The organism is Mesorhizobium sp. WSM4848, assembly GCF_055811375.1.
Map to the genome: position 1 here is coordinate 51,386 of NZ_JBVVPX010000028.1, position 24,266 is coordinate 75,651.

Sequence of the window (24,266 nt, forward strand, 5' to 3'; positions counted from 1 at the left end):
CGTGGAACAACGACGTGCGAGGAGAGATCAAAGGGAGTGATGGCATGGCTATCGATTTCAACCACACCATACTGCCGGCCCGCGACAGCGAGGCGTCGGCAAAATTCCTGGCGGACATGCTTGGCCTTCCAGCCGCGAGGCGCTGGGGACCTTTCCAGATGGTTACGACCGAAAACGGTGCCAACCTCGACTACATGGATACATCAGGCGAAATCAGGCCGCAGCATTACGCCTTCCTGGTCAGCGAAGCCGAGTTCGACGAGATCTTCGCCAGGATTCGTGAACGGGATCTGCCGTACTGGGCCGATCCTGGCCGGACGCAGTTGGGCGCGATCAATCGCCACGACGGCGGCCGCGGCGTCTATTTCGAGGACCCGAACGGTCATCTTCTCGAGATCATCACCCGTCAGTACGGCAGCGGCGGATGGAACCCGTGATCGCTCGGTGGCGTAGCCAGGCGGCGGACGTTCTGCGAGCTGGTCTCATGGCGGAACCTGAACGGTGATCTTGATCGATGAATAATAGGCGGCGACATCAGCTATATCCTCACCGCTCAAGCCCTTGGTCACGACAGTCATCTGCTCGTTCTTGCGCTCGCCTGCCTTGAAGGCCATCAGCGCCTTGACAAGATAAGCCTCCTTTTGCCCTGCTATGTTCGGCGCCTCGGGCAGCTTGGCGATGCCGTCCTTGCCATGGCAAACCTGGCACTTCAGCATGATTTTTTTACCCGCAGCGGCATCACCTCCAGCCTGCGCAAGAGACGAACAGGCAAAGAGCGCAGCCAGACTTACGATCAAACCCCGCACCCCGAACTCCTGTATCCATAGGGAAATGAGCCAGGCAGCAGAAGAAGTCCGCCGCCTGGCTAGTCGCTTAATCGCCATACGAAATCCGCCAGACGGCCCCAGCTAAATCATCGGACACCAGCAGCGAACCGTCTTTGAACATCTGAACATCGACAGGACGGCCGAGATACTCGCCATTCTCGTTCAGCCAGCCGTCGGCGAATACTTCAGTTTTGTCCGCCGTGCCGTCCGCCTTGAGCGAGGTGAACATGATCCGAGCGCCCACCGGCTCCACGCGGTTCCAGGAACCGTGCTGGGTCGAGAAGATGCCACCCCGGTATTTTTCGGGGAACTGCTTGCCGGTATAGAACGACAGCCCGAGATCGGCCGCGTGCGCGTCCTGCTCGACCTCTGGGAAGATCACGCCTTCGGGCACTGTGGCGTCCTTGTACTCAACCGTACGGGTCTTGCCGCCGCCATACCAGGGGAAGCCAAAATTCTGGTCCGGTCCGCTAACGCGGTTCATTTCACCCGGGGGGATGGTGTCGCCCATGCCGTCTACCTGATTGTCGTTCACCCAAAGTGTCTTGTCCTTTGGGTTGAAATCCAGGCCGAGGGGATTGCGCATTCCGCGCGCATAAATTTTGCGGTCGGTACCGTCCTGCTTCATGCTTATGATGCCGCCGATGCCGAGTTTCTCGAATTCCGGGAGCAATTCTGGCGCTGGCACATTGAACGGCTGGCCGATGGTAATATAGATGCGGTTATCGGGCCCGACGCGGCAGGTTCGGGCCGTGTGATTGTAGCTCTCGTCGGATGCGGGTATCAATTCGCCCTGCTTCACGATGGCGAAAGCCGCGACATCGGGACCTTCATAAAAAAACTCGGCGGCCGGGAACCACAATACGCGGTTCTGCTCGGCAAGATAGAGGTGGCCATCTCTGGAGAAACAAACGCCGTTCGGGACTGTCATTTTGATTGAAGGCGCAAAGACCTTCACGTCGTCGGCGACGCGATCCTTGTCGCGGTCGGTCATGGAATAGACCAGCTCTTTGCGGGTACCGACGAAGGTCACCACGCCCTGCGGTCCTATCGCCATATGACGCGCGTCGGGAACGATGGCGTAGAGACTGACCTTGAAGCCATCCGGGACTTTGACCTTCGCTGCAATGGCTTTGAGGGCTTCGGCGTTTTCCCCGGTCTGCGGGATCGGCTCCATCATCGGTGTGCCGGTCGTCTTGAAGCCGCCAAGTTTCTCGAGATTTTTGTCCTGCGCAAATGCGGACGTGACGCAAAAGGCGGCAGCGCATGACAAAACGAAAGCCAGTTTCTTGATCACGATATCCTCCCACGTGGCCAGCTTCGCGGCATCTGTGGCAGTCAGATACAACGTTGCGGGCGGTTGCTTTTTAAATTTCCAGCGCCGAGCACAATCTTCCGGTCGGGACTTAACGACCGAAAGCGTTGCCTAACTCAATCCCCAGACAGTCACCTGGGACTGCAGTGATTGCCGCCACAGCATAACATGTTGGCGCGCCGGGTACCAACAATGAACGGCAAGCTGGCCGGGGCTTTCGACCAGTCCTCTTATCGGCTGACCGGGCGGGCGCCGAGCTGGAGCAACAGACCGAATCTGCTCCAATATGGCCATGTAAAGTTGCCTTCGGACGTCCGGTGAAAAATGGCATCCAGGGTATGACAGATCGCTCGAGAACGGCCCGCCAGAGGGGCAAGAATACATCGCTTCGCCCGGATCTCACTTGCCATCATCCTTTCACTAGCCGTTGCGATCCTGGCTGCCCGGGCCGGACTTGCCTCCGCCTGTCGACTCGCATTGGCGGACGCCGCGCCTAGATAAGCACTGCGCCGGGGCGGAGCGATGCAGAAGGACCTGAGCATGCCTGAACAAATTACCCTGACTAAAGCTGAGCAGATCACATTGAATGATGGCTCAGCCATTCCCCAGATCGGCCTTGGCGTCTGGCAGGTCGATCCAGTCATTACGGCCCAAGTCGTGAGTTGGGGGATCCGGACCGGCTACAGATTGATCGACACCGCCGAAGGCTACCAGAACGAGGAAGGCGTCGGGCAGGCGATCCGCACGGCTGGCGTGCCGAGGAGCGAGCTGTTCATCACCTCGAAACTGCGCAACGGCGCGCATCAGCGTGACGCCGCCCTGCGGGCTTTCGACGAGACGATGAACAAGCTCGGCATCGAGCAGATCGACCTCTTCCTGATCCACTGGCCAGTGCCCAGCCAGGGCAAATATGTCGAGGCGTGGAAGACGCTGATCGAACTCAGGCAATCCGGCCGGATCAAGTCGATTGGCGTTTCAAATTTCAACCAGGACCATCTGGAGCGGATCATCGGCGAGACTGGTATCACACCCTCAGTCAACCAGATCGAGCTCCATCCCCGGTTTCAACAGCGCCATGCCAGAGAATTTCACAGCACGCACAACATCCGGACCGAAAGCTGGAGCCCGCTGGGCAGCGGCCGGCTGTTGAGCGACCCGACCCTCGAAAAGATCGCCGGAAAACACCGCAAGTCCGTGGCGCAGGTGATCATCCGGTGGCATCTTCAGGAAGGGCTGATCGTCATTCCTAAGTCGATCCATCAGGATCGGATTGCCGCCAATTTCGACGTCTTCGATTTCGAGCTGGATTCAAAGGACCTCGAGCTCATTCGAGGCATGGATTCATCAGACGGCCGTACGGGCGCGAACCCGGCCACGGCTGCATTCCTGTTCTGACGAGCGACGGACTCGGCCAGATCAGCGAAGGCGGATGGCGTAACGGGTAGCCAGCCTCGCAACGGCCGGCTGCCCGACTGCCGAAACCTGCCCGCCGGATTTTTGCCGGCTAACGTCAGACACCGGGTTTGCTGACGGAAAAAAGCTGCAGGCTGCCGGGCAGCCCGCTCGCTTCCAGCTCGCCATGCTCTTCGAATATCAGGCCGGAGCCGACTACGAGATCGCGCACCGTCCGCGACGCGATGATCTCACCCGGCCGCGCACGATCGAGCAGCCGCGATGACAGCTCGATCGCGATGCCAGTGAAATCATCGCCGCGCTCCTGGCATTCGCCGGTATGGACTGCCGAGCGGACATCGAGACCGGATTGCGTCAGGCGATGACGGATCGCGATCGCGCACTGGATCGATCGCGTCGGCCGTTGGAACACTGCGAAAAATCCGCTTGCGGAGCGCCTGATCTGTCTGCCTTCGGCAGCGAGCAGTTGGCCGCGGATCTCTTCGGCGTATCGCTCGATCAGATCTGCACCGAGACCAGAAGGGGGGCCGGCTATCTCCAGGGACAGCACCGACACCAGAATCCCTTCGCCCGGCGCTGCCGGCAAGGCGCCGGTGACGAAGGTCTGGATCTCGTCGACGAGGCGATCGGAATTCTCGCCCCAGATTACGTGATCACGGCCGGCAAGCTCGATGTATTTGGCGCCTTCGATATGCGTTGCCAGGTAGCGCCCCTCTTCCGGTTTTACCCAGCGGTCGCCCGCCGTCTGCACGATCAGTGTCGGGACGTGAATGGCTGGGAGAAGGGCGCGAACATCGATTTCGGTGCCCCAGCGCCAGAGCGCGATCGCGTCGGCTGGAGAGGCTGAATTCCTCAGATATGCGGCGAACCATTCCCTCTCGAAACTGTCATTCATCAGGCTGGGCGCGGCATTGCTCATGTCCGCCGGCTCTCCCCACTCTCTCTCGACGATGGCCAGGTCTTCTTCCACCTGCTCGCCTGTTTTCGCCCAAGGGTAATCCTTCGACCATCTGCCGCTGGCGTAGGCTCCGTTGAGCACAAGGGCCGCTGTCCGCTCGGGATAGGTCGCCGCGAACAACATGCACATGGGGCCGCCCTCGGAGCTGCCGAACAGAACCGTGCGCTTCGAGCCGACCGCGTCCAGCACCGCCCGCACGTCCTCCATCCGCTCCTCCAGCGTCGGCAAACCGACATTGCGGTCGGACAGCCCCGTGCCGCGCTTGTCCATGCGGATCAGGCGCGAGAAACCGCCGAGGCGCTGGAGCACATGCGCCAATCTCGGCGACGACCAGGCAAGGTCGAGGTTGGAGACCCACCCAGGCACATGGATCAGGTCGATTGGCCCGTCGCCGGTCACTTGATAGGCGATGTTGATCCCGGCCGATTTGACATAGTGGGTCGCGGGGCGCCTCGGCTCGGCCTCAAACGCCGGCCGCTCGCCGGTTCGGGCTGGCGACGGTGGCGGCGTCTGGGAAGGCGACGCCGAGGCGGCTATCCGGGAGGCGGCTTGCGGCGTCATGCGGCGCGTCCGCAGGTCTTCATAGAGATGTCGGGTTTCCGGCTCGGGCTGCAGGTTGAGGTCCCGCTGCAGCGCACCGCGGCAATTTTCATATTGCCTCAGCGCGAGATTGAGCCGGCCCTGGACCGCGTAGGCTCGCATCAGGGCGCGGTGGATATCCTCCCTCAGCGGCTCCATGGCGAGCAGGCGCGTTGCCGAGCGCACGCATGAGGCAGGATCGTTCGTAGTGCAGTAATGCGCGACGAGCTTGTCCAGTGCCGCGACGGCCATCGCCCTCAGGCGCTCGCGCTCGACCCGCAGCCAATCCTCGAACGGCTCCTCCTTCAGGCCGAAGCCGTCGAGCAGGTCGCCGCGATAGACGACAAGCGCCTGTTCGAGATCTTCAGGCGCCGAGTTGGCGGCCAGCGCCTGGAACCGCGCGACATCGAAATCGAGATTATCGAGATCGAGGGTGATGCTATGGCCGTCCGTCAGGAACCTTCCGCCGTCGGATGCGTCCATCGCTTTCTTTATGGCGGACAGGGCCTGCCGGAGGTTCATCCGCGCCTGGGCCTCGCTGTTGCCGCCCCACAACAGCGCGGCGAGCTTCTCGCGTGACTTGGAGTGTCCGGACTGCAGCGCGAGATAAGCCATCATGGCGCGCGCCTTGCGGCTGAAAACCGGGGCCGCCGCACCGCCTCCGGCGAAGTCGAAACCGCCTAGCAGACAGAGATGAGGGTGCGCCATCGGATCCGCCACAGCCGCAACTTTGGTTGCGATCCTTTCCTGTAGTTGCCGCTAATTCAACCGTCATTTTCATCGGCCTGGCGTTTTCACGAATCCTTCACGCTGGCTCCAACGCGCCTCTCACGGCCGTGGTGGAGATTGTCCGGACGAGCAGCCCTTATTTCAGGAGGACACTATGCTACGCCCGAGTTCGTCCGAATGGCCCATCTGGCATATTGATCCCGGTCAAACTGAGCAGCCGCGCGGCGGCCCGTTACGCCCCGATATTGCCCTTACGCATTATCTCGAGAAGCAGCGGGCCTGCCGGGTATCAACGATCCGCTCGTTCGATTTCCGGACCACCGCGATCCGCGCATGCGCGCGGATCGCGCGACTTGGGCGTGATTTTTTCCGGCGACTGCATCCATTCAAACCACGCATCGCTATGAAAAATGCACTTAAGTTGACCGACGATATTGGCTTGAGGCTGGCGCAGATCGAAGCAGAGATAAGCAACTCGTTCTGGCGCCGGTGAGCACGACATCGGGTTTAGGCTCGATCCCAATGGCCTTTTTACGGTGGAAACTCCCCTTCGCGCTCAGCCTCATATCCCCGACCCATCCAGCAGCGGGACATCTTCTTCATCCCAGGGACTCGGCAATGAACCCTTGCTCAGATTGGCTGTCGGCAGCGGCATCCAGCATTTCAGCTCGGGCTCGGCGTATTCAACCACGCGTCCGGGCGACGAGTCGGAAGCGCGCCAGCCTTCGCTGCCGAACTGGTCGGCTCGAGACCAGTAAGCCAGGTCGACTTCCGCCGGCCCCTGTTCAGACGGCCGAACCGTGACAAGGATTCGGCTGCCATCCCTTGGCGCGCTCGACATGTGACGCCACCGATCGGGCTCGTCCATCGTAATCTCCTCGCGCAATCTGCATCTCGGCTGTCCGGACGAATAGTCGCTTCGCGCACAAGGCCGGTCAACCCGAACTTTGCGCCAAACAGTCTATGGTCGCCGGCCCGCCGGTCTGGCGCGACGTGGGCTCGCGGTCGTCAGCGAACCTTCGCCTTGACTGCCCAGGCTCTCGTTTTCAGGGGAATGGACCCGCCCTCGCCGCGCGGCAAACTATCGCGGAGCCTCTCCATCAATCTCTGGCGAGCTGCGGGGTCGAGGCTCATGCAATAGCCGGGCGCCGGCCCCGCACCCAAGGTGAAGGGATGCCAATAGTCTTCAAAGTCCCTGAACACGGCCGGCATTTCAATCCGGGTGGAGTCGATGGAGCCCAGGCCCGCCTTCTCCGCGAGATCGGTCAATCCGTCTTGAGTGCAGAACGGAAAGCGCCTGTCCTCGGTAAGGTCGACAGCACCGGGGTCAAGTGCCGTCGCAGCGGTCCAGAAGGCCCGCATGAATTCCACGCCGCCACCAGGATAATCCCACACATAGAATCCAATCGTCGCTCCAGGGCGGGCCACCCGCCGCATCTCGGCGAGCGCCTTTTGCCTGTCGGGGACGAAGTTGAGGACAAGCGCCGACACGACCATGTCCTTGCTGCCCGATTCGACTGCCAGGGCCTGCGCATCGCCTGCGAGAAACGCGACACGCTTGTCCGGCACGTTTGCCCGCGCCTTGGCGAGAAAACCCTCCGACGGGTCTATGGACACCAGGCTGCTGGGATTGCAACGGGCCAGGATGGCTGCGGACAGCGCTCCCGTTCCGCAGCCTACCTCCAGCCAGTCCAGACCCTCCGCCGGATCGAGCCAATCCAGGAACGGTGGAGCGATCTGACGGCTCCATCGCCCCATATAGAGGTCGTAGCTATCCCCGGCCTGCCAGGCGTCGTGGCGCGTTGCCTCAGCCATCGCAATCTCCTCCCCTGATGATTTTCGACCCGTCGGACCGGGAGAATACGCCCGCCGCGCTCGCGGGAACAGGGGCCAGGAATGTCTGCCCGAAATCGTACTCGGATGCCGACACGCGCACGCTCGCCCGAAACGGGCCCGCGAGGCAGACGAACGACGTTCGAGCTCAGCCTGCCCGGAAGGCGAGGCTCCGCCTCATCAGTTGGATGCTGAGCGCCAGGTCTCCGCTTCCGATGAACCAGGGAGCCAGTATCCGGGACGATCTCAGTCCGCGATAGAGCAGATAGGGAAGCCCGAGCGACAGGGCGATCAGCGCCAACTCGGAAGACATTCCGAAGTCACGCAGCGTGAAATGAACGAACTGATGGACGAACATGATCACCAGGGAAGCCGCGCCGATTTCCGCCAACGGAGCGATGCGCAAGCTCGGCATCGCCATGAAGCGGATGAGACCGAGGATAAAGGTCGAGATCGCCAATGCAACGAGCAGGCCGAGAAGCGGGGGGCCGAAGATGGCGTTCTTCATGCTGAAGGTAAAGTCGGACCCCGTCAGCGCCGCCGCGAGCGCGACCCCGGCAACCGCCACGACAAATACCGCCGACCACAGCGCGCTCATGCCGCGTTCGCGCAGGAAATGTCCGAACCAGAACGCGCCGATGGCGAGCGGCACGTTCGTCAGAGCGAGCGGCGCCCGCACCTCTTGCCAATAGGCCTGGATTGCATAGGCGAGGCCGACGGATACGCCGACGAAGATCAGCATGCCGGGATGGGTCGGTCCGCTGGTCCTGATCGCGACCTCGTTGTAGACAAGTTGCGTGGCGACGAGGCAGGTGACGAACCAGAACACGCCGAGTTCGCGCGTCAGGTGCCGTCCGCCCAGCAGCGCGTCGGTGATGAGTTCCCTGATCTGCCAGGGTGCCGGGGTGTCACCGCGCAAAAAGTCGACAACGAGCACGCTCGCCATGATCGCGCCGAGAAACATTACATAGGGGATGAGCAGGCCCTGGACGCGCTTGCGGAGAAGCGCCTTCCTCTCGGTGACAGCAAAAAGGTAGCCGGATATGATGAAGAAGAACGGCATGAAGAACAGCGATGCCGCAAAGTAAATCGGGTGCGCCCAGCGCCAGGTGCTGTGGTTGAGGACGTGGGCCATGACGACGAGGGTGATTCCCAAGCCCTTGGCGGTGTCCAGCCAGGTCTCACGTAGGGGCAGGTTCAACTTCAGCGTTTCCTGGATACGGCCTATTGGCCGGCCCGGTCCTTCCGTTTCGATAGCGATTGTGCATCGCGTCATGCTTTGTGGCAAGTGCGAATTGCTCGGAGTTGCGGATTGCCGGTTGCCGCCGACGCAATGTCACATAAAGTCGGCGAAATTCACCATTCCGCTTGATTTTCCGCCGATCTTCACCCATTGTTGCGCTGCACAATAACAGGCTGGTGCCGACTATGGCAGTTCAAGAGCTTGCGATAGGAAACCTTGACCGGCACGGGCTGCCGTTCTTGCAGCCAGCCGGCTGTTGAAATCGATCGCGCTTTGACGTCGGATCGACCAGGTCCGCATCAGGCAGCAAGGACCAAGATGCTTCACGACTTGTCCGCCTACAAGAAAATGTTGATGCTCGGCATTGTCGGGCTGGTGCTCGTCGCCGTCTTCGACGCCTTCAGCAACCTGCCCGTCGTCTCCGGCTGCGCGTTCTACAGCAATTGCGCGATCGATAGCGCCGCAGAAGCACCGATCGGGCACAGTCAGGATCCGACGGTGCAATGAAGCCAATTGGGAAGACGGCGCTTATCGTCTATGACGGCGACTGCATCTTCTGCCAGAGCTATGTCCGCTTTGCCCGGCTGCGCGATGCCGTCGGTCCTGTCGAGTTGCTCGACGCGCGCTCCGGCGACCCGCGCGTCGTCATGTTTCAGCGCCAGGGCTTCGACCTGAACGAGGGCATGCTCTTCGTTTTCGAGGACCGCGTCTACCACGGCGAGGAAGCCATCAATCTCCTGGCGATCCTCAGTTCCTCTTCGACGCTTTTCGGCTGGCTCAACCGCAGGATTCTCTCAAACAGGACGGCGGCGCGGCTGATCTATCCGGCGCTCAAGCTCGGACGCCGGGCCACCCTGCGGCTTCGCGGCCGCTCGCTGATCCCTGCCGATCTCGAACAACGCTAATTCAATTCATGTCGCCCAAAAGCATGCCCTCGGGCCCTGACCCGAGGGTGCGCAGCGGGTTTGCGATAACGACATGAACTTAAGGCTACGCGTGACTCTTACTAACGCGACGCGCTTTGGACATTTCCCGGCGAAATGGATGGCTTAAGTCGACTGCCCAGCGACATCTATCAGTCGACATCTACCAGTTTCGTTCGTGAGAGCGGCGCTCAGTGGGTGCAGGCCTTCGGCCGCGAGAAATCCACCAACTTGAACATAAGCAACTTGCGTTCGATGAGGTTGGGCATTTCGCCAGCGAAGGTCGACGCGTTGGCCCGGGTAATCGTCTCGCCATCCTTCACGTAAGTCACCCAAGCCTCGGGCTTCCGGCGCAGCTGTTTCTTGAGATCGAGGAGGACGTGGTAATTGCCCGCCCGCGACTGCCCGACGAGATGAGGCTCCGAGGAATCAACGATCTTCACCACCTCGTTCTGATAGTTGAACAGGTATGGTGGCTTGGGAAAGAGCAGATGGTTGGTCTGGCCGGCTTCCGTGTGCAGATTGCTGAACATGTTGATGGAACTCTCCGTCTTGAGCCCGACATAGGGTGACAGGCAGGAGAGGAAGAACAAGCCCGGCACCAAATAGATCCAGAGCGGCTGGCGCGGCGAGGAAACGGTCCGGCAAGGCAGGTTCTGCAGAGCCACATTGGCCATCACGACCATCGCCGCGCCGCCCACTACCGCCCAAATGAGGATCCAGACGGAGTGGACCATCATGTCGAAGGAGCGCCCGGGAAAGGCATAGGTGAGCAGAATGACAAGAGTGACCGCGAACAGCATCACGGCCGCGCCCGGCAGCAAGATCCCGACCCGGCCGAACGTCTCGCGCAGCGGATTGGTAAACTCCAGCGAGCTGCGATAGAGCGCCTCGCTGACGGGCGTGGGGATGCTCAGCACATACAGCGCAAACACCAGGCTGGAAAAGTCCATGTACCAGGAATAGGCCGAGATCGGGATCACGTAATGGAACACAAGCGCGAGGATGAACCCCACGGCGAAATAGCGCTTCCAGTAGAGGGACACGATCGCGATCGCCTCGATGACGAAGGTGGCGAAGATCGCAAGATACCGGCCAAACAGATCGTCCTCGAGGCCGAACGGACGAGCCAGCGGAGCGTAGAGGCCTACCGCGCAACTCACGGAAGGATCGAGGAAATCGGTGTTGATCTTGTGGAAGATGCCGTAGAAATACATGATGGCGAGCAGCGCCCGGGCGACGATCCGGATCTGCTGATAAAGGGCCATCCGGTCCAGGGCGGCGCCGCGGCCGGCGGCCCGTAGATAGAGCACCGCTGCGCTGAGCAGGATAGCCCCGTTCATCACCGCCGTGATCGTCTTGTTGTTCGAAGCGACCGGCATGCGCAGCGCGTACAGCAGCAGCGATACCATCACGAGCCCGATCAAAAACTCCGTTCGCCGCGGATACAGCAGGAGTAGCAGGCTGAACAGGACGACCGACCAGCTCAGGGCGGCAAAAAGCGGCCCCTTGTAGCCAAGCATGGAATAGATATCACCGGCGATACTGAAGATCGCCGCCATTGCCCAGAAAGGGGCAAATGCGGACAACCCGTCAAATGTGGTGTCCCGTCCGCTGACTTTCGTGATCTTGCCGCGGCCAACGTTCCATAACGGTATCGCGCTTGAGTACTGCGACTGCCCAATAAACACCAGCTAAGTCCCCTCAAGTCCCCTGCAGGTTCTTTTGGCGTCCAACTGAGGACTACCTGTCGCCTTCGGAACCGCTGCTCTATGTTGCACTGCAACATCAGCACGGGCCCAAATAAGAGTCAATCCGGCGTCGTCGGTAGCTCCTGCTGCCGAGCATCAGCCATTTGGAGAGGGTACGGCGGACCCGAAGCGGGACGCGTTTAAATTGAACTGGCCATCCCGCTCCATTTGTTTCGCCCGCACCTGCATGTCGCCCAAGGCGCGCAGCGGTATCAAGACAACGACATGTATAGAAACAAGAACTTGAAGCGGCGCATTAATCCTGCGGATGCGCCGCGCTTAGAGTTCGCCGACTAACGCTGCTTTGCCGTTCTGGGAAATTCCACCACGTCCGCGGGCGGACGCTTGTACTGGGCTGCGGCGATTGCATCGATCAGGATGTCCAGGGCGGCACGAGCCGCGCTGCTCGTCTCGTCATCGCCGCGCAAATAGTGGCAGGCTCGTTCAAGATGGAGGTGGGCGGCGGCAAAGTCACTTGTCATGGATTCTCCTTTGCCCGCCGCTCGAGAAGGATGGCCCATTCGATTTACCCAAAGGCGAACATCCACAGCTGGATTTGAATCAAATATGGCGGGTTAACCAGATCTTCAGCATCGCGAGGCGACCTTGCGGCTGCGGACATGTGTTAAGTTCCGCCTCAGGCAACAGACCCGCTCCGGAGACCGGGGCGGGTTTTGCTTGGATGGTGCCTCCTTCGGCAATCGATTTCCATTCAAGAAGGTTCGGATTGGGTCGGCGCGGGCCGACTGCGATCCCAAGCGCTGCCTCGCGGCCTCCTTTGCAACACTTTGCGCTCCTCGACGTTCTCCCAAGGCACGCTCCGAAGTTGCGGTTCGGCAACCTGCATCGCGTGACGCTGGAGGGGACGCCATGGACATGGGCAACAGGGGGCGAAGCGATCAAGACAGCGTTGGTTGACGCGCCTGTTCAGGGGGAACTAATATTGCATCGGGGCGCGGCGGATCCGCGCCCCGTTCCCGGACCCAAGTTCGATTTCCCGGATTCGAGATTTGATTTGCCACGATCGCAGCCCGTTAGGGCCAGGCTGGCAGGAGAACAATCGGTCTGACTTGCCCCGAATTCGCCCCGGTTGTTGGCCAGCAATGCATATCCAATAGAATACTCAAAAAAGCCATTCCCCAACTGCGGAAACGAAGGCCTGATGATTGATGACAATGCTACGGTAGGCGTCGTGGTACCGATGTTCAATGCTGAGAGAACCATCGGTGCTACCTTGGCCAGCATCTGCAGGCAGAGCCACCAGGCACTGGACATCATCGTGGTCGACGACGGATCTACGGACCTGTCCGAATCAATCGTGACCTCCCATGCCGCGAAAGATCGGCGCATACGCCTGATTAAGCAGCCGAACGCCGGTGTCGCGCAGGCCCGCAACAGCGGTGCGGCCTCTACCGACGCGGAGTTCCTGGCGTTTGTCGACGCGGATGATCTCTGGGCACCATCCAAGATCGCACTGCAACTGCGCGCCCTGCAGGAAGGCGGCTCTTCTGCGGGCCTGGCATATTGCTGGTTTGCCCAAATCGACGAGGACGGCCGGGTATTCTCACTATACCGACCCGATGCCGATGGCCGCGTTCTGCAACGGATGTGCAGAATGAATTTTGTCGGCAACGGAAGTTCGATGCTGATGCGTCGCTCCGCATTCGAGCAGGCGGGACAATTCGATCCTTCCCTGAGGGCCAGGAATGCACAAGGCTGCGAGGACCTTCTCATGTGCCTCAGGATAGCGGAAAGTTACGAATACCGTGTCGTGCCTCAGCACCTGGTGGGCTATCGGATGACGAACGTCAACATGTCGAGCGATGTCATGCAGATGCTTCGTTCATGTGAAATCGTCCTTGCCGAGTATCGCGAAAAATATCCGCAGTTCGGCAGCGATCTCGATGCGCATCTGGTCGACATGATCCATTGGCTTGCCATCAGAGCCCTGGTCGGCGGGCGGCTGTTCGCAGCCGGCGACCTGCTGAAGAGATACTTCGTCCTGGAACCGCGCACGGCAATTTCCCGCCTGCCCAACATGGTCGACATGTACTGCCGGGCCAGGCTGGTTCCTCGCTGGATGAAGGTTGGAGTGAAACGGATGCGAAACAAGAACGCCGAGTTTCGGCGCCTTTATGAAGAGACTATCTGGTGAATGTGAGCGCGTCACTGTTCGAGCGCTTGCAGCGGCTCTTGCGCCTGGCGGCGGCGCCTGCATGGGCCGGGCCGGCTATCGTCGGACTTGGTTTGGCTGCAGCGGTTCTCGAAGGTGCCGGCCTCTTCCTGTTCATTCCCTTGCTGCAGAGTCTCGGAGCGTCACCCGCTCAGTCCGGCAGATGGCAGCCGATATTTGACCGGCTCCTGGCGCCTGTTCCCGAACATCTGCTGACCGCCTTCCTGGTCGGAGCGCTGTGCGCCAGCATCGTTCTCAAGAACGCGGTCCTTTTCGTCAACACCTGGGTGACCCGATACGTGGACGGCCTGGTTGCGCATCGATTGCGGTCCAGGGTTTTTGACCAGACGATAAGTTCATGCATCGACTACCGGGTTGAAAACAAACGATCGGACATCATCACAACGATCGCCAACAATACCTGGAAGGTAAGCCAGGCGTTGGCCCTGGCTTACCGATTGATGGTCTGCTCTTGCACCTTCATCGTCTTTGTTGTGCTGATGCTGTTGATCTCCGTTCGACTGACCTTTTTCTCGACGCTGTTCCTGCTCGTCGGTGCCATGGCCATCCGTTTGGCTACACGTCGCGCCGACGAGACCGGCAAGGCCGTGGTTGAAGAAAACAAGCAGTTCGGCCTCAGGATGTGGGAAAGCATCAACGCGCTGCAGTTGATCCGCGCCTTCACGCAGGAAGACTACGAGCGTCGTCGGTTCCTGCAGATATCCGACCGGGTGCGGCGGCGTCTCTTGCGGCTCGATATACTCTGGGCGACCCCGGGGCCGGTTTCGGAAATCTCGATCACGGTCCTGATTGGCGGACTCATTCTCGTCGCAGAATCCGCCAACATAGGAATTGCTGCGCTGGCCGCTTTTCTGTCGCTGCTGTATCGACTCCAAGGTCCCACGCGCGAATTGCTGCAATCCAAGATTGCACTGGACGGGCTGGCCGGCGCCATTGACGACGTTGATGACTTCTTGCGCAGAACCGGCACACCTTTTCTTAGTCAAGGAAGCCTGGCCGCGCCTGCGCTCAGCAGGGCGGTCGAATTCCGCAACGTCTCCTTTCGCTATGCCCCCGATCAGCCGCTGGCACTGCAGGATGTCTCCTTCAGCATTCCGGCCGGTAAGACCACGGCGATCGTGGGAGAGTCGGGTGCCGGCAAGTCGACGGTCATGGCGCTGCTCTTTCGTTTCCAAGATCCCAGTTCGGGGGAGGTCGTCGCCGACGGCGTGCCACTTGTTGCATTCGAACTCCAGACCTGGCGCAAGCGGCTATCGCTGATGTCGCAGGAAGTTTATCTCTTCAACGACACGATAGCGGCCAACATCGCCTATGGAGATTTCGATACGACTCCAAACGATCTGCACCAGGCGGCCCGAATTGCAAGGGCGGACGATTTCATCCGCTCGCTTCCGGATGGTTATGAAACGCAGATCGGCGACCAGGGAATGCGCCTGTCGGGCGGCCAGCGGCAGCGGATTGCGCTTGCCCGGACGATTCTTCGCAACCCCGATATTCTCTTGCTGGACGAGGCCACGAATGCGCTGGATGTCGAAACCGAGCAAGCTTTTCAGATCGCGCTCGAGCAATATTCGCACAATCGCACCGTGGTCGTCATCGCCCACCGCCTCTCGACTGTCCAGGCGGCCGACCAGATCATCGTGATGGCCAAAGGACGGGTGATCGAGGTCGGTTCGCCGGATCAACTGCTGAAGCGACCGGGCCATTTTTCGAGGCTCCACGAATTTCAGCACGGACGTGCCGCCATGGGGGCGAATTAGCCGATGCGGTACAAACTTGTCGAAGTCGAACTGTCAAAACCGCTAGCCCCGATTGAGCTCGCTCCCGATGAGAATGGCGTCGGTGTCATCGCCCGTTGGCAAGACCGGCTGATCGCGTTCGAGATGATCGCGCTGCCTGCCGCCTCGGCCCTGTCGGTGGAAAGACTGACATCCCTTGCCGACGAACGCTTCGCTGAGCGCATTCTCGTTGCAAAGATGGCAGGAGAACTGCTGCAGAGATGTCCTGCGGTGGAAACGGCGTTGCCGAGCCTCAGCATCGCGATCTGCACCAAGGATCGCGCAAAGCGCCTGTCCCGGCTTCTGGCCTCGCTCGATCTCATTCGCTCGAAATCGGCGTTTCAATCCGTCGAAATTATTGTTGTCGACAATGCTTCGGTCGATTCAACCACGCGCGAGGCCGTTGAGGACTTCAAGGATGTCCGCTACGTTTTCGAGCCGAAGGCAGGGCTCGACTTTGCCCGCAACGCGGCTCTTCGCGCGGCTACGGGAGATCTGGTCGCCTATCTGGACGACGATGTGGTCGTCGATCGCAACTGGCTGGCAGGCCTTGCCAAGGCGTGCCGGGATAATCCCAGCGTCGGCGGCTTTACCGGCCTGGTGCTGCCGTTTCGCCTCGACACGGAAGCCCAGATCTTTTTTGAGCAAAACGGCGGATTTGGTCGCGGCTTTGTCCGCAAGGAATTCCACAACACCCGCTTTGACAATCCGCTGCACCCAGTAGGATCCGGTAGTCTCGGCGCTGGCTGCAACATGGCTTTCGACCGCGCGCTGCTCGTTGAACTCGGCGGTTTCGATGAGGCGCTTGACACCGGATCTCCGCTGCCCGGTGGTGGCGATCTCGACATTTTTTATCGCGTGCTGCGTTCGGGCCGGCCGATGATCTATGAGCCGGAATATGCCGTTTACCACGAGCATCGCGAGACGATTGAGCAGTTGAGGCGGCAATATTGGACGTGGGGCCTTGGAATGATGGCTTTCCTTGTCAAAAGCCGCCGGACCGACAAGGAACTCAGAGCACGGCACCGCGCCATGGTTCGCTGGTGGTTCTTCAACCAGTTGAAGGCGCTGGCGCGTGCGGCGCGCGGGCTTCGGGGCCGCGATTTCCGTTTCGGCATCGCGGAGCTATTGGGTGGAATCTACGGCCTTGCAGGCGAATACGATCGTTCGAGCGCCCGTGTGCGGACAATCCGGGAGCAGAACCGATGACCGGCGATGCCTTCCGTGTCAGGCATGTCGATCTCGACGCCATTGATGCCGATGCCGATGCGGGCGACAGCCCTTCGCTATCGATCTTCTGGTGGAAGGACTTGCCGGTGGGGATGCGCGCGTCGCTGCCGGATGAACTGCCGTACACAAAGGCGCGTTTGCGGCAATTCGCGGCGGAATTTTCGGCGGCACAAATGGCCGCGCGCAGCACCTCACTGGGCGCCCCAATACAGGCCACTCATGAGGGGCGGCCAAAGTCCGCGCTCTCTCTCACTGCCGCCTTGGAGGCCAAGAACCTGATCGACGGCCTTGATGAGCTTGCAACAGCGTCTTCGGCATCCGCGCAAGACATTTCGGTTGTGATTTGCACCCGGGACCGCGGCCCAGCGCTGGCCGGGTGCCTTCGCAGCATTGCAAAACAACGCAGCGCTCCGGGTGAAGTGGTCGTCGTTGACAATTCCCGCGACGGCAACGCGCGGTCGTTGTGCATGCAATTTCCGGAGGTCCGTTACGTTCATGAAGCGCGCCCCGGACTGAGTGTCGCGCGGACCGCCGGCATTCGCGTAAGCCGTCAAGCCATCATCGCCTTCACCGATGACGATGTCGAAGTTCATGCCGGCTGGACTGCCGAGATTGCACGCGCCTTTGCGGAGCGCGACGTCGAGGCGCTGACGGGCCTGGTATTGCCGGCCCGGCTCGATACGGTCGCACAACGCAGCTTCCAGTTCGACATGGGCGGGTTCGGCACCACTTTCGTGCCGCTCGTCTTCGACCGGCGCTTCTTCGAGGAGACCCGGCCAATTGGAGCACATGTCTGGAGAATCGGCGCCGGTGCCAATATGGCCTTTCGCCGCTCCGTCTTCGACCGAATCGGCGTGTTCGATGAGCGCCTCGGCGCCGGCGCCGCCGGCTGTTCCGAGGATTCGGAATTCTGGTACCGGTTGCTGGCAACCGGAGGCGCCTGCCTCTATGAACCCAGGGTTGTCGTCTTTCACCATCATCGCAGCGACTGGCCGGGTTTGAGACGGCAGATGAGGGCCTACATGAAGGGCCATGTCGCGGCCCTTGTCGTGCAATATGATAATTTCGGCGACCGCGGAAACATCATTCGGATCTGGAAAAAGTTGCCGGCTTACTTCTTGAGGACATTCCTCAGGACGCTTTTCGAAGGCCCGCCCGGCAGGATCGGAATTCTGGCAGCGGAAGTGGAAGGATGGCTGGCCGGTCTTCAATTTCTCTTGCGTTTCGGCTGGCGAAAGCGACGAACCTTACCCCCGCAAGCATTGGCTGAGGAAAAAACCTGATGATCCGCAAGGCGCCGCTTGGTCAGTTTCTTTCCCGCAACCCCTTTCCACACGGCCTGACCGACGGCCTGTTTTACCGGGAGAAGATGCGAGCCATTCACCGTGTTGCTCCCTCGGGAATCGAGGGGCGAATATTGGAAATTGGCGGTGGCCGCAGTGGATTGGCGAGCATCCTCTATCCGAACGCGGATATCGTCACCCTCGATGTCGATCCCGAACTGGGCAGGCTCCAGCCGCCATGGGCGAGGTCAACCTTCGTCTGCGGCGATGCCTGTGCCCTGCCCTTCGCAGACGACAGTTTCGATGTCGCGACGCTGTTTGACGTGCTTGAACATATCGAGGACGACCGCCGCGCTGCGCAGGAAGCGCTGAGGGTAGTGCGACCCGGCGGATATGTGCTTGTCTCCACGCCTGAGGCCGGTTGGCACTACCCGTATTTCCGTATCATGAAGCCGTTTTGCCCGCATGAGAGCGAACTGATGCGGGAATGGGGCCACGTTCGGCGTGGCTATCGGGATCCCGAGCTCGCTGCGCTCTTCGACAAGCCGCCGGAACTTCGGGCCACATTCATCAACCCGGTGACGGCGTTCTTTCACGACGTCGCATTTTCCCGTATTGGAAAGCGCCGACGCAAGTTCCTCTACGCGTTGGCGGCGCCCATTACGGCGGTTGGCTATGCGCTACACCGGCCCTCAACACGCGGTACGGAAACGGCCTTTTCCTGGCGCAAATGACCTCTTGGCAAATGACTTAGTACGCAAATGACTGGCCGCCAAACCTCGCTCGTCGTTGCCCTCTTCCCATGGGGCGACGTCATGGAGGAGTTTCTCGACCCGATAGGGTTGCGGCTTGAGGAATTCGTTGGGCAGATGACCGGCGGCTGGCTGTTCGGCTATGCGGCCGCCCTGCAACTGGCCGGGCACAGGCCGATCATTGTTTGCGCATCCGAGCATGCCTCGCGGACAGAGTGCTATCTTCATGCGGGAACTCGTACGCCTATCTGGGTCGTCCCGGGGAAGCGCGCGCGCCAGGGCCACTCTGCGGCGGCTTACAGTCTGCGACGCTGGGCCACGACGCCGCTGTCCGCCTTCCGAAAGGTCCTCGCCCAATCTCAATGCGACGTGATCCTCGCCCAGGAGTATGAATACACCCGGTTCGATGCGCTCGCCTGGCTGGCGCGCCGCATGCGCATGCCCCTCTATGCGACCTTCCAGGGCGGCGACCGCACATTGTCCTGGATCGAGGCGATCGCCCGCCAGGCATCGCTTCGCGCTTGCAGCGGCCTGATCGTTGCATCGGCTGCTGAGCACGAACGGCTCAGCAAAGCCTACCCGCGCATTGCACTCGACATCGCCAATATCGCCAACCCGATCGACGTCGAGGAATGGAAAGCGATCGCGCGCCAGAAAGCGCGGAAAAGCCTCGGCTTGCCGAGCGAGACATTTATCGCCGTCAATCACGGGCGCATCGACATCCGCCGGAAAGGGCTCGATGTGCTCTTGAAAGCCTGGTCCTCCTTTTCCGGGGACGCGTCATCCGAACTGGTGATAATAGGCTCCGGTCAGGATCGAGATAGATTTGCCAGGCTCTTGATCGAGGCCGGACTGCCGAATGTGAGATGGCTTTCCGATTATACTACGGACCGGTCGCTGATCCGGCACTGGCTTTCGGCGGCGGATGCCTACGTCACGACCTCCCGCATCGAAGGCATGCCGGTCGCACCGCTGGAGGCGATGGCTTGCAGTCTTCCCATCGTCGCCACCGATGCACAGGGGCTTCCCGACATTTTGGCAAATGGCCAAGAGTCGGGTGGCCTGATGGTTCGAAAGGATCGCCCGGACGAAGTCGCGCATGCCCTGAAGCGCCTGAAGGACGATCTGCACTTGCGCGAAAGCCTGGGTCGGGCGGCACGAAAGCGGATAGAGGAAAATTTCTCGCTTGCCGCAGTCGCCGCCGCACTCGATTGCTTGCTGACCAGGCGGTAGGGTTCCTCCGCGAAAAAGATCGTCACAACCGGCGGCGATACCAGGCCAGCGCCGTTTCGGCGATCCGGTCGATTCCGGATTGCTCAGGCATCCAGCCGAGTTCCCGGGCCGCCTTGCCGGCCGCGGCGACAAGCGCAGGCGGGTCGCCTGCCCTGCGCGGACCGTAGGCCACTGGGAGGCGCGTTCCCGAAGCCCGGCTCACCGCATCGACCAACTCGTTCACCGTCGTTCCGTTTCCAGTGCCCAGATTGTAAACATGGACTCCCGGATCGCGCAGAAGCTTCTCCCCTGCCAGAACGTGAGCACGGGCGAGATCGGTGACGTGGACATAGTCCCGTACCGCGGTTCCGTCCCTTGTGTCGAAGTCGGTGCCATTAATGGTAAAAACCCGGCCCGACCTGATCGCCGCCTCGATAGCGAGCGGAATGACATGCGTTTCCGGTTCATGCCGCTCACCGACCTCGCCGTCGGGATCACATCCGGCCGCGTTGAAATACCGCAGCACAACCGCGTTGAGGCCATGGGCATCGGAAAGATCGTCCACCATTCTTTCTATGATGAATTTCGACCACCCATAGGGATTGATCGGCGACTGCGGATGCGTTTCGTCGATCGGCGAACGAACGGGAACGCCGTAAGACGCGCAGGTGCTCGAAAAGATCAGCTTGTCGACGCCAGCCTTCAGCATTTCCTCGAGCAAGACCAGCGTCCCAAAACTGTTGTTTCGGTAGTAGAGTTCCGGGCGCTCGACGGACTCGCCGACATAGGCGTAGGCGGCGAAATGCGCCACCACATCCGGCCGATACCGGTGCAGCGCTGCTGCCACCCCTGCACCGTCGCAAACATCGCCCTCGACAAGCGGTCCCCATTTGACCGCGTCCCGCCAGCCGCGCGAGAGGTTGTCATAGGCAACGACCGACCAACCGGATTTGGCGAATGCCTTGCAACAGTGTGAGCCGATATAGCCCGCCCCGCCAGTGACCAAGACTGTTTTCATTCGGCTGCAGCGGACCGAGCATATCGCGATGAGACCAAGTCTTCGAAATAGGCAATGGTCGTGGCGAGACCGTCGCGCAATGCGATTCTTGGCTCCCAATTGAGCTCGCGCAAGGCACACCCGATATCAGGCTGCCGCTGCCTTGGGTCATCGACGGGCAAAGGTAAAAACCTGATCTTGGATCGGCTTCCGGTAAGTTCGATCACGAGATTTGCAAGTTCGAGCATCGTGAATTCGACCGGGTTGCCGAGATTGATCGGGCCGGTAACATCGTCGGCCGTGTGCATCAGGCGAACCAGACCGTCGATGAGATCATTGACGTAGCAAAATGAGCGTGTCTGCTCGCCGGTGCCGTACACGGTTATCGGCTTGTTTCGCAGTGCCTGCATGATGAAGTTGGAAATGACGCGGCCGTCGTCCGGACGCATCCTCGGACCGTAGGTGTTGAAGATGCGCGCTACCTTGATCCGCAGCCTGTGCTGCCGCCAATAGTCGAAAAACAGGGTTTCGGCACACCGCTTGCCTTCGTCGTAACAGGAACGGGGACCTATCGGGTTTACCCTGCCCCAATAGTCCTCGGTCTGCGGGTGAATCTCGGGATCTCCGTAGACTTCAGACGTGGACGCCTGAAGGATCTTTGCGCGAACCCGCTTGGCGAGCCCCAGCATATTGATCGCCCCATGGACGTTGGTCTTTGTCGTCTGGACCGGATCGAACTGATAGTGAACCGGGCTTGCCGGGCAAGCAAGGTTGTATATTTCATCAATTTCTACGTAGAGTGGAAATGTCACGTCGTGGCGAATGATCTCAAAGGACCTGTTGTCGAGCAAATGCGAGACGTTTCTCCGACTTCCTGTGAAGAAATTGTCGACGCATACAACCTCGTGGCCTTCAGCAAGCAACCGCTCGCATAAGAACGATCCCAGAAAACCTGCGCCCCCCGTCACCAAGACTCGCTTTGCCTGCTGCATTTTAGGGATCCTCACGCCAGTTCTTCACGCAATCGAAATGCGCAAAGCCCTGAGGCGAGGATAGGAAAAAAATGCTGCGCAGCAAACACAAAATGTTAACGCACTTGAAATGGTCGCGTGAGTGCGCGGCGCACAATCCATGAAAAAGCCCTTAATTTGCCATTCTTTGACGGTTTTTCGTAGAATCTCAGGCTACCGGCAGTCGACATTTGGGCGCTGCGCTGCATCATGATCGATTGTTAATTAAGGGAGATCGGTCCTGTTGACCCGGCTCCTATCACCGCCGATGAACGCCTCGCGACTGGGAGGGGGTCAAAAGCTGACATATGCGATGTCCACTTTCGACCCCTGCATCCTCTCTCCGCCAATCCTACGCCGGTTGCAACTCCCTGCGGGGCAGCCGCGGGAAGGCGATCGCCACCGCAACCGCGCCGAGCCCGACCAGGGCCGAGCCGATGAACAGCCAAGAATAGCTGGCATAGGCGTCAAACACCATGCCGCCGGCGAGCGGGCCAAAGGCCATGCCGATGCTGGACAGCATGGTTACAGCACCAAACACCGTGCCAAGGATGCGCTGGCCGAAATATTCGCGCGCCAGCACCGCATAGAGCGGCATCACGCCGCCATAGGTGGCGCCGAAGATGACGGCGAGCGTGTAGAATTGACCAAGCTCGCTGACCGCAAGATAGGCTGCAATGACCACCGACTGTATCGCCAGACCGGTAATCAGCACCGGCTTGACTCCCAGCCGGTCGGCAAGCACGCCGTATAAAAGCCTGCCGCCCAGCCCCGCCAGGCCCTCGATGCTGTAAATGCTGACCGCCGCCATCGGCGCTATGCCGCACAGCATCGCATAGCTCACCATGTGGAAGATTGGCCCGGAATGCGCCGCGCAGCAGGCAAAGAAGGTCAGTGCCAGAACGATGAATTGCGGCGAGCGGAGCGCCTGTGGAACCGACATGCCGGTATCGTCGGCGGCAAGATCGGAGGCGGCGTCGTCAGCAGCAAGCTTGGGCGGCTGGCGCACCAGCAATGCGGCCGGCACCAGCAGCGCCCACGCCGCGATACCGATGACCAACATGGCGGTGCGCCAGTCATAGGCTGAGATCAGCCAGCGCGCGAAGGGCGAGATAGTCATTGGTGCCACGCCCATGCCGGCCGAAACCAGCGAAACCGCAAGACTGCGGTTTTTGTCGAACCACGCCGTGGTCAGCGCGATCATCGGCGCAAAAAAGGCGCTTGCCGCGAGGCCGACGAGCACGCCATAGGTGATCTGGAAGACAAGCAGCGAGCCGGTGCGGCTGGCCAGTACCAACGCCAGCCCGAGCAGCACCGCGCCTGTCATCACGACAATGCGAGCGCCGTAGCGATCGTAAATGGCGCCCCAGGCGAAGCCGCCGAGGCCCATCACCAGGAAGTTCAGCGTCATCGCGCTCGATATGCCGGCACGCGACCAATCTGTGTCGAGCGCCATCGGTTCGAGGAAGATCGCCAGCGAGAACATCGCCCCGAGGGCGACACAGGTCATCAGGGCGCCAGCCGCGACGATGACCCAACGATAGGAAATGCGCATATTTTTCTCCGAGATCGTTTGGACACGGCGCGACTTCTTTCGAGCTTCGTCACACCGCTTGCGTCCGAAGGACGATGCCGACATTTCGAATCCTACAATCCGGTTGCATTTTTTATCCAGTCAGGAAATCGCGCCACTCAATTGCTCCATTGCCCACTCGATTGGTCCATTGCCCACTCGATTTGTCCATTGCATTGACCGTGCGCCGTCCTGGGCTAGATTTCCAACCTGGCGATCAGGAGCTATCAGGCATGGAACTTCATCGCGGCCGTCTCATCGACCACGTCCAGCTGGTGGTCAGCGATCTCAAGGCAAGCCGACGCTTTTACGAGGCGGTTTTCAAGGTGCTCGATGTTCCCATCGGCGGCAGCGCCGAGGATTACTTTTGGGCCGACGAGCTGTTCGTCTCCAGCATTGACAGCCGGGCGGCCAGCGGACAACTGACGGGCCGCCACCACCTTGCCTTCCAGGCCAAGGACCGTGCGATGGTCGACGCCTTCCACAAGGCCGGCCTCGACGCCGGCGGCGTGGACAACGGCGCGCCGGGCGAGCGGCAGCACTACCACCCCGGCTACTATGCCGCCTTCCTGCTCGATCCCGACGGCAACAACATCGAGGCCGTCTTTCACGGGCCGGCCAACCGAAGCGCCGCTTCGGTGAAGATTACGTTTTAGCTCGGGGTTC

The 24,266-nt window shown here is 60.5% G+C and carries 23 protein-coding genes; 12 read left to right on the forward strand and 11 right to left on the reverse strand.

Going from position 1 to position 24,266, the window contains the following annotated elements; all coding sequences use genetic code 11:
- Positions 1-44: 44 nt before the first annotated feature.
- A complete protein-coding gene (locus AC0L16_RS23170; RefSeq protein WP_473623487.1) occupies positions 45-437 on the forward strand; it encodes a VOC family protein in 393 nt (130 codons plus the stop codon).
- Between the two features lie 45 nt (positions 438-482).
- Here the strand turns inward: AC0L16_RS23170 and AC0L16_RS23175 are convergent, their stop codons facing one another.
- Positions 483-884, reverse strand: a complete 402-nt coding sequence (locus tag AC0L16_RS23175) for a c-type cytochrome (protein WP_473623489.1) — start codon at positions 882-884, stop codon at positions 483-485.
- On the reverse strand, positions 874-2,124 hold the full coding sequence (locus AC0L16_RS23180; protein WP_473623490.1) for a PQQ-dependent sugar dehydrogenase: 1,251 nt from the start codon (positions 2,122-2,124) through the stop codon (positions 874-876). Before AC0L16_RS23180 ends, AC0L16_RS23175 begins: the two co-directional genes overlap by 11 nt.
- 558 nt (positions 2,125-2,682) lie before the next feature.
- Between AC0L16_RS23180 and AC0L16_RS23185 the strand changes: the two genes are divergently transcribed.
- A complete protein-coding gene (locus AC0L16_RS23185; RefSeq protein ID WP_473623491.1) occupies positions 2,683-3,537 on the forward strand; it encodes an aldo/keto reductase in 855 nt (284 codons plus the stop codon).
- 115 nt (positions 3,538-3,652) lie between these two features.
- Here AC0L16_RS23185 and AC0L16_RS23190 read toward each other — a convergent pair whose 3' ends face one another.
- Positions 3,653-5,800 carry an alpha/beta fold hydrolase gene (locus AC0L16_RS23190; RefSeq protein ID WP_473623493.1) on the reverse strand — a complete coding sequence of 716 codons (2,148 nt, stop codon included), beginning with the start codon at positions 5,798-5,800 and terminating at the stop codon, positions 3,653-3,655.
- A gap of 175 nt (positions 5,801-5,975) precedes the next feature.
- Here AC0L16_RS23190 and AC0L16_RS23195 point away from each other — a divergent pair, with 175 nt between their 5' ends.
- Positions 5,976-6,314 (forward strand): hypothetical protein, encoded by a 339-nt coding sequence (locus AC0L16_RS23195; protein WP_473623494.1) that lies wholly within the window; start codon positions 5,976-5,978, stop codon positions 6,312-6,314.
- Positions 6,315-6,383: 69 nt separating this feature from the next.
- Here AC0L16_RS23195 and AC0L16_RS23200 read toward each other — a convergent pair whose 3' ends face one another.
- From AC0L16_RS23200 to AC0L16_RS23210, 3 genes are all read right to left on the reverse strand, one after another.
- On the reverse strand, positions 6,384-6,689 hold the full coding sequence (locus tag AC0L16_RS23200) for a hypothetical protein (protein ID WP_023799134.1): 306 nt from the start codon (positions 6,687-6,689) through the stop codon (positions 6,384-6,386).
- A 140-nt stretch (positions 6,690-6,829) separates the two neighbouring features.
- Positions 6,830-7,636, reverse strand: a complete 807-nt coding sequence (locus tag AC0L16_RS23205) for a class I SAM-dependent methyltransferase (RefSeq protein WP_473623495.1) — start codon at positions 7,634-7,636, stop codon at positions 6,830-6,832.
- 166 nt (positions 7,637-7,802) lie between these two features.
- Positions 7,803-8,855, reverse strand: a complete 1,053-nt coding sequence (locus tag AC0L16_RS23210; RefSeq protein WP_473623496.1) for an acyltransferase family protein — start codon at positions 8,853-8,855, stop codon at positions 7,803-7,805.
- A 258-nt stretch (positions 8,856-9,113) separates the two neighbouring features.
- Here AC0L16_RS23210 and AC0L16_RS23215 point away from each other — a divergent pair, with 258 nt between their 5' ends.
- On the forward strand, positions 9,114-9,404 hold the full coding sequence (locus AC0L16_RS23215) for a hypothetical protein (RefSeq protein ID WP_473623497.1): 291 nt from the start codon (positions 9,114-9,116) through the stop codon (positions 9,402-9,404).
- A complete protein-coding gene (locus AC0L16_RS23220) occupies positions 9,401-9,802 on the forward strand; it encodes a DCC1-like thiol-disulfide oxidoreductase family protein (protein ID WP_473623499.1) in 402 nt (133 codons plus the stop codon). The genes AC0L16_RS23215 and AC0L16_RS23220 overlap by 4 nt, the downstream gene beginning before the upstream one ends.
- 209 nt (positions 9,803-10,011) lie before the next feature.
- On the opposite strand, the gene AC0L16_RS23225 is transcribed toward AC0L16_RS23220, so the two are convergent.
- Positions 10,012-11,511, reverse strand: a complete 1,500-nt coding sequence (locus tag AC0L16_RS23225; protein ID WP_473623500.1) for a thiol-disulfide oxidoreductase — start codon at positions 11,509-11,511, stop codon at positions 10,012-10,014.
- A 353-nt stretch (positions 11,512-11,864) separates the two neighbouring features.
- Positions 11,865-12,053 carry a hypothetical protein gene (locus AC0L16_RS23230; RefSeq protein ID WP_123148143.1) on the reverse strand — a complete coding sequence of 63 codons (189 nt, stop codon included), beginning with the start codon at positions 12,051-12,053 and terminating at the stop codon, positions 11,865-11,867.
- Between the two features lie 680 nt (positions 12,054-12,733).
- Here AC0L16_RS23230 and AC0L16_RS23235 point away from each other — a divergent pair.
- From AC0L16_RS23235 to AC0L16_RS23260, 6 genes are read left to right on the forward strand one after another with little or no spacing between them, the layout of a single operon-like run.
- Positions 12,734-13,726, forward strand: a complete 993-nt coding sequence (locus AC0L16_RS23235) for a glycosyltransferase family 2 protein (protein ID WP_473623501.1) — start codon at positions 12,734-12,736, stop codon at positions 13,724-13,726.
- Positions 13,723-15,525, forward strand: a complete 1,803-nt coding sequence (locus tag AC0L16_RS23240) for an ABC transporter ATP-binding protein (protein WP_473623502.1) — start codon at positions 13,723-13,725, stop codon at positions 15,523-15,525. Before AC0L16_RS23235 ends, AC0L16_RS23240 begins: the two co-directional genes overlap by 4 nt.
- A gap of 3 nt (positions 15,526-15,528) precedes the next feature.
- Positions 15,529-16,752: a glycosyltransferase family 2 protein gene (locus tag AC0L16_RS23245; RefSeq protein ID WP_473623504.1), complete on the forward strand. Its 1,224-nt coding sequence runs from the start codon at positions 15,529-15,531 to the stop codon at positions 16,750-16,752.
- Positions 16,749-18,056 carry a glycosyltransferase family 2 protein gene (locus tag AC0L16_RS23250; RefSeq protein WP_473623505.1) on the forward strand — a complete coding sequence of 436 codons (1,308 nt, stop codon included), beginning with the start codon at positions 16,749-16,751 and terminating at the stop codon, positions 18,054-18,056. The genes AC0L16_RS23245 and AC0L16_RS23250 overlap by 4 nt, the downstream gene beginning before the upstream one ends.
- The gene (locus AC0L16_RS23255; RefSeq protein ID WP_473623507.1) at positions 18,056-18,790 is read left to right on the forward strand and encodes a class I SAM-dependent methyltransferase; all 735 of its coding nucleotides are present in this window, start codon (positions 18,056-18,058) and stop codon (positions 18,788-18,790) included. Before AC0L16_RS23250 ends, AC0L16_RS23255 begins: the two co-directional genes overlap by 1 nt.
- 27 nt (positions 18,791-18,817) lie before the next feature.
- The gene (locus AC0L16_RS23260; RefSeq protein ID WP_473623508.1) at positions 18,818-20,041 is read left to right on the forward strand and encodes a glycosyltransferase family 4 protein; all 1,224 of its coding nucleotides are present in this window, start codon (positions 18,818-18,820) and stop codon (positions 20,039-20,041) included.
- Between the two features lie 22 nt (positions 20,042-20,063).
- Here the strand turns inward: AC0L16_RS23260 and galE are convergent, their stop codons facing one another.
- The 3 genes from galE to AC0L16_RS23275 form a co-directional block, all read right to left on the reverse strand.
- Positions 20,064-21,038, reverse strand: coding sequence for a UDP-glucose 4-epimerase GalE (gene galE, locus AC0L16_RS23265; protein ID WP_473623509.1), 975 nt, complete (start codon positions 21,036-21,038; stop codon positions 20,064-20,066).
- Complete coding sequence (locus AC0L16_RS23270) at positions 21,035-22,009, reverse strand: UDP-glucuronic acid decarboxylase family protein (protein ID WP_473623510.1); 975 nt, start codon at positions 22,007-22,009, stop codon at positions 21,035-21,037. Before AC0L16_RS23270 ends, galE begins: the two co-directional genes overlap by 4 nt.
- Positions 22,010-22,379: 370 nt before the next feature.
- Positions 22,380-23,582, reverse strand: coding sequence for an MFS transporter (locus tag AC0L16_RS23275; RefSeq protein ID WP_473623512.1), 1,203 nt, complete (start codon positions 23,580-23,582; stop codon positions 22,380-22,382).
- Between the two features lie 251 nt (positions 23,583-23,833).
- On the opposite strand from AC0L16_RS23275, the gene AC0L16_RS23280 reads away from it, so the two are divergent.
- Positions 23,834-24,256, forward strand: coding sequence for a VOC family protein (locus AC0L16_RS23280; protein ID WP_473623513.1), 423 nt, complete (start codon positions 23,834-23,836; stop codon positions 24,254-24,256).
- The last annotated feature ends 10 nt before the right edge of the window (positions 24,257-24,266 follow it).